Origin of the sequence: Nostoc sp. FACHB-888, assembly GCF_014696655.1 — a bacterium.
Lineage (GTDB): Bacteria > Cyanobacteriota > Cyanobacteriia > Cyanobacteriales > Nostocaceae > Nostoc.
The window spans coordinates 1-5540 of sequence record NZ_JACJQM010000240.1; the positions used below are offsets into that span (position 1 = coordinate 1).

General features: G+C 37.8%; 4 protein-coding genes and 3 pseudogenes. 4 read left to right on the forward strand and 3 right to left on the reverse strand.

Annotated elements, in window-relative coordinates; all coding sequences use genetic code 11:
* Together H6G26_RS37820 and H6G26_RS37825 are read right to left on the reverse strand one after the other, a co-directional pair.
* Positions 1 to 240 (reverse strand): DUF1257 domain-containing protein (locus H6G26_RS37820; RefSeq protein WP_190736789.1); only part of this gene is annotated, 240 nt, incomplete at its 3' end.
* Positions 241 to 1205: 965 nt separating this feature from the next.
* Positions 1206 to 1406, reverse strand: a complete 201-nt coding sequence (locus H6G26_RS37825) for a chlorophyll a/b-binding protein (protein WP_190736791.1) — start codon at positions 1404 to 1406, stop codon at positions 1206 to 1208.
* 823 nt (positions 1407 to 2229) lie between these two features.
* Here H6G26_RS37825 and H6G26_RS37830 point away from each other — a divergent pair.
* Together H6G26_RS37830 and H6G26_RS43430 are read left to right on the forward strand one after the other, a co-directional pair.
* Positions 2230 to 3049, forward strand: a pseudogene (locus H6G26_RS37830) (IS5 family transposase).
* A 307-nt stretch (positions 3050 to 3356) separates the two neighbouring features.
* A pseudogene (locus tag H6G26_RS43430) lies at positions 3357 to 3763 on the forward strand (transposase); the annotation flags it as partial.
* Positions 3764 to 3771: 8 nt separating this feature from the next.
* Here the strand turns inward: H6G26_RS43430 and H6G26_RS37840 are convergent.
* Positions 3772 to 4884: an IS630 family transposase gene (locus H6G26_RS37840; protein WP_190736795.1), complete on the reverse strand. Its 1113-nt coding sequence runs from the start codon at positions 4882 to 4884 to the stop codon at positions 3772 to 3774.
* 69 nt (positions 4885 to 4953) lie between these two features.
* Between H6G26_RS37840 and H6G26_RS37845 the strand changes: the two are divergent.
* Together H6G26_RS37845 and H6G26_RS37850 are read left to right on the forward strand one after the other, a co-directional pair.
* Positions 4954 to 5268 (forward strand): annotated as a pseudogene (locus H6G26_RS37845) (IS4 family transposase); the annotation flags it as partial.
* 34 nt (positions 5269 to 5302) lie between these two features.
* The gene (locus H6G26_RS37850; RefSeq protein WP_190736797.1) at positions 5303 to 5476 is read left to right on the forward strand and encodes a hypothetical protein; all 174 of its coding nucleotides are present in this window, start codon (positions 5303 to 5305) and stop codon (positions 5474 to 5476) included.
* Positions 5477 to 5540 lie beyond the last annotated feature (64 nt).

The following is a 5540-nucleotide window of genomic DNA, read 5'->3' on the forward strand; positions in this document are numbered from 1 at the left end:
GTTGTGCTTGATAGCAACACCCGGCACATCAGCAATAAAATCAAAAGTTCCATCAACATTGCTAGACCAGCCAATGTCACATTCGCCTTCAAGAACAGCAATGACATCTGCATGAGTTAGTTGACCGTTGACGCCACGAACAAAACCGTCTGTAATCACACGGAGTCCTAAATCAAGTAACGTTGCCTTTAGGATTTGGGCATCAGTGAGTTTGGTGGGAAAGCTACGAAAGTGAGACATAGTTATTTACTCCTGAAAAATTTGAGAAAAACAAGAAAGTTAACAGTGATTGAGTAGGCACAGTAGAAGCAAATCGGGTTTGCTTTACCAAACGAACTCAATAAAGTGAGGATGTTAATTTTCGGACGGGTTGATTTTTGTCACAAAAATCAGAGCAATTGATCGCTTCTTCAGTGAGAGCATCAGTGGGGTGTACCGTACATTTAAGACGAAAATCATTTGTAAAGTATCGACAATCTACACACTTAATTTGATGCAAACGCTTTACATTGGCAATTCCAGTGTGTGCAGATACCCAGATAGACCACAATAGAAAAATACTTAATGTACAAATACCTATAAAAAAGATAAGAGATAGGATAGGCTCTAAAACCTGAATTTCAAGAGACAGTAGTCGGAACATAACAATACTGATACAGTCGAAATGCTACTCCAACCCAAACTGCGAGCAAGGGAATCACTAATTTTAACCAAACAACTCACTTTTTCGCCCATTCGCAATTCGCAATTTTTATTAGGGCAAAAAAGCGAATTAATTGACTAATTGCCTAAAAGTGGGTACAAGCCCCCACCCAGGGCAAACGCATCTAAATTACTCTTGATCACAATGAAGGTTAAGAACCAACGAAAAAATCAGGATTTCGCGCTTGATTATTTTTTAAGCTCCAAAGCGATGCCTGCGGCGGGCTACGCCAACGCCTAAAATTTTCGCAATAAGCAAAATCTAATGACATTGGTTTTAACTATGTTCTCAATAGAGCTTACTTATTGACATGATGCGGCCGCCCTAGCCCCCACCATACCGTAGGTTGGTGGTCTTAATTCAGTGGTGGGTACAAGCTCCCGCTGATTTAATTGCAAATTGCGAATTGGGTTGACAATGTGGAGGTATAAGTAAGTGAAAGCTTTGAAGGGTTAAACATCTCATTAGATAGATCCTAACCCACAACCATGAAGAAAAAAGTCTAACCAACTAAGTGAAGCAAGTTACGAACTACGCTATAGCCATTTAGATCCCAAAGTAGGTAAGCAAGGAAGCCAATCATCGCAAAGCGCCCGTTCCAAAGTTCAGCTTGGGGATTCCAGCCAAAGAGCAAGTCATTCCGGTCTTTGCCATTGTAAGCTTTAGTAACAGGGGGTTTTTCAGTAGCAGTGTTAGATTGCATTGTTAATATTCCTCAATAAAACTCAACATTTCTTTGATATTTCGATAGTAATTACCCTGAACACGAAAATTCCCTGTCTTTAGATTTAAATAGCACGCAACCTGAAGGACGATTCTTCTTGCAAGAAACTTGTATACAGAAACACAATATACTCGCTTTTTATAACAAGCTATTTACAAATACTTGGTTAATATCTTATTTATTTCAAAATGAGAATTGCTGCCTAATTAGTTGATTCTAGACTAATTTGGTCTACGTTTAAATCTTTAGCTAGATGTTAATAATTTAACGTCTAGCTAGTATCAAGTTAAAATATGCTAAATATCAGAAGTGATAACGCTTAATATGTAATCCATAAAATTTGATTTTTGTCATCTATCTGTGCTGAGATAATTATTCAATAGATGTATCAATCGTTATAGCTGTGTTGATAGGAAATCACAATCTTACTGACTAAATTTTTGAGAAATGGTTAGTGAAGTTAGTAGCAAGGTGTTGTTAGTTAACAGCAATTAACCTTGCATTCAAAATTATCAACTTACCAATTCGCTTCTCATTAAGTAACAGATGCTTACGCTGGAAACCCAGGTAAGTAGTCGTGCAAAATAAATTGCACATTTTGGGAAGGGAACGAGGAACGGGGAACATGGAACAGAACAAGATTCCAGGGATTTCTATTTTTCAAGAAAATGTATAATTAATTTTGCCGAGGTACTTAAAATCTGACCTATCTTAGAGGCTGTTTGAAAAGTCGGTCAGGTTGTAAAAAAGCTCTCTCAGTGTAAGCTGCGAATAGATAGTACACAGCACTCTCGTGAGCAACATGAGTAAAGCTTACCCCAGCAACCTGACCTACGCCCAATATGAATTTCTCAGTGACCTGATTCCAGAATCCAAACCCGGTGGTCGCAAGCGTGAAGTCGAGATGTGGGAAGTGCTCAATGGGATATTCTATGTTCTAGTAGAAGGAGTTAGATGGCGATAAGCCTTCGGCATAGCTTCGCTTACCGCTGCCAGGAGATTTTCCGGTATGGCAGACAGTATACACATATTTTCGCAACTGGCGTAAAAACGGAACGTGGTTGAAAATTCACGATAATCTCCGGCAGTGGACACGGACCCTTGCAGGAGCGCCATCGAAGTCCATCGGAAGGAATCATCGACAGTCAAAGCGTTAAGAGTGCGGCAATGGTTAGTCAATCCGTGGGCTTTGATGCGGGCAAGAAAATTTGCATGACGCAAGCGATTTATGACAGTTGATACCTTGGGGCTTGTTTTACGGGTCTTGGTAACAGCAGCCAATGTCGGTGAACGTGAAGGGGGTAAACAAGTTCTCAAACGGGTCAAACAGTCTCACAACCAGATATCTCGTTTAACAACCATTTGGGTAGATGGCGGCAATGATTATGAGCCGTTCATGCAGTGGGTCATGGACGTTTTTCGTTGGATTGTGCAGGTGGTTTTGCGACCTGAAGAAACCTTCATGCTTTGTCTTGCTCAAAAAACGTTGGGTAGTTGAGCGCACTTTTGGTTGGCTGATGGGATGTCGGCGCTTGGTCAGAGACTATGAGTTATTACCGGAAACATCGGAAACGTTTATCTACCTTGCCATGATCCGGATCATGGTGAGGCGATTAGCATAAAATTTGACCTTTCAAAACTTTTCAAACAGCCTCTAAGGCGTGGGACATTTTTATGTCTCTTATTGCAACTACTCGGAAATTGGGAATAAGCTTTTTTTAGTACATACATGACCGGATTTCTCTGTGTTGTAAAATTCCGGAATTGGATATTATTACTCGAGAAAAATTCTCTCAATCGCCTCAAACTTTATAGTAAAGCGTTTGCTTGTATTTACAATGCCTGCCTTAGAAAAATATAGTTAACTCTCATGAAATCGGATGCTAGCAACTCTTCTTACTTTTATTCGCTACCCCGACTGATACAACATTACCCCTTTTTAATAATTATAAAAGTGTTGTATTAGCAGATAGAGAGAAATGCTGCTGTAAAACTAGCTAACTGGCTCACAGAGAAGAAAGTGTACTTTTGCTTGCGTCTAAAAAAAGATGCATTTATAGAGATAGAACCTGAAGTTTGGCTGCAATTAAAAGATTCAGGTTTATCACCTGGAGTTTCGTTCTTTTATCAGGGTGTTAGGTATACCAAATCTACAGGATTTATCAGCTTTAACCTTGCTGCTAAATGGAAACGTAAACGTTTTGGAGTTGCACGCCTTGGAGGGCTGGTTTATTCTCACTAATTTTGATACTTTAGAGTTTAGTATTAAAGCTTATAAACAACGGTTTGATATTGAAGAGATGTTTAGAGATTTTAAGAGTGGTGGTTATAAGCTGTTGTGCTTTTAATTTGCACAAATAGCATTTCCCTTATTTTTTATTTTTCTTCCCCATTTAATAATAAGCTCTCCATCATTTAAGAGTTTATTTAAGGTAGACTTTAGTTCACATACTGATTGAAACAGTCGATGAGCTATATATTCTTTACATGAATGCCAAACTAATTCAATTAGATTAAAATCAGGGCTATAAGCAGAAAGATATTCAAGAATAATATTCGGTAGATTCTTTTCTATATCGGCGCATATATCTTTACGTTTATGGTAACTTGCATTGTCTGAAAATATAATTATTTTTGGCCCATATTTGTAAAAGCATTCTTGACTATTCCCTAAAGCCAACCATTCTTTTAATACAAATTCGTGCAGATGTTTTAGTTGCTCATAAAAGGTTTCTGAATTACCTCTTTCAATAAAATAACATACCCGCTTTTTATCAGATAGCCTCAAACCTCCCATCACGTTTACTCGACCTCTACTACGTTTTCCGGTAACTTTTTTTCTTTTTCCTTTTTTACCCCAAGTTTTCCTTCTTAATACTCGTAAACTAAAACCACTCTCATCCCAAAACCATATCTGATAAAGCTTTGGGTTTTCTTTTACTATTGATAAATAATTTTGAAACTTTTCTTTAAATTCTTTTCTTTTCTCTGCATTTTGTCTATCCTCTAGACTATACTTTGCCCAAAGGTAAGCATACTTTTTTCTTTTTAATATCTTCCTTACTTGAGAACTGCTTATTTTTAATCCTGTTTCTTTCTCTAAATATGTTGATAATCTTTCTGCTGTCCATCGACCAAATTCATAACCTAATTCGCTTGGTTCTTTCTCTACTATCTCTAAGAGTTTATCTATGTAAACTTGATTAACTTTTCTATATTCTCTTTTTCTTCTACCGTCTTCTAAGCTTTCTATCGTATCTGGATCTCCATGCACGCACCAATATGCTACTGTTCTACGAGAACAACCGATTAATCCTGCTATTTCTTCTTGTGTTCTCCCATCATTCATCAATAACAGTATCAAAACTCGCTCTCTCATCTCAGAGCGATCGCTCTGTTTTAATAACTGTTGTAAATGTTGTTTTTGTTCTAAGCTTAGAAAGCCAATAGCCGGCATAAAAATCTGTAACCGAAGTTATATTCATCTTTATTATATGCAAATTGTAGGCGCAACAGCTTAACGCATGAAGATACTAATGTATCAGGGCAACGGTTAATTTCCTTAATATTATTAATCTCACTTGCCTATACAGCTGCAACTATATCTGGTCAAAAAATTAAACGTATGGGTGTTCAAAAATATGTCGGTCGAATTAAAGAATTCTTGAGGACAGTTCGCCGTCATAGCAGTTTTTATATTGGATTATATGGGTCTAACTGGGTCAATTTTATGGAAAATTCTTATGAATTGGTGGCTGAGTTAATGACACTAGCTCCTAATAAGCGAAAGTATTATCAACAAGGGGAGAGAGCTATGAGGCTTATTTTATCTGCATCCTAGCCCTTTTTGTAGCCCCGCAAGCATTCATATCTACGTGAACTATCTTTCTCACTTGGAAGCAGAGTCTGACATCTTGCACCATTCTCAACAAGACCTGAAAAACCGGGTTTATCAACGAAGAATCAAGGTTTCCAGATTGCAGCAATCGCAAGAAACCCGGTTTTTGGCGCTGGTGCAAGATATGAGGAGTGAAGCATTAGAAAGTTAGGTTAACTGGTGCTTAATAAAATACTATATTACTAGTTCTATAGTACATTAGCACTACTAGGTTA

Bases quoted from the DNA above. Each gene is read 5' to 3' on its own strand.
- H6G26_RS37825 (WP_190736791.1), bottom strand. From the start codon at position 1,406: ATGCAATCTAACACTGCTACTGAAAAACCCCCTGTTACTAAAGCTTAC.
- H6G26_RS37840 (WP_190736795.1), bottom strand. From the start codon at position 4,884: ATGCCGGCTATTGGCTTTCTAAGCTTAGAACAAAAACAACATTTACAA.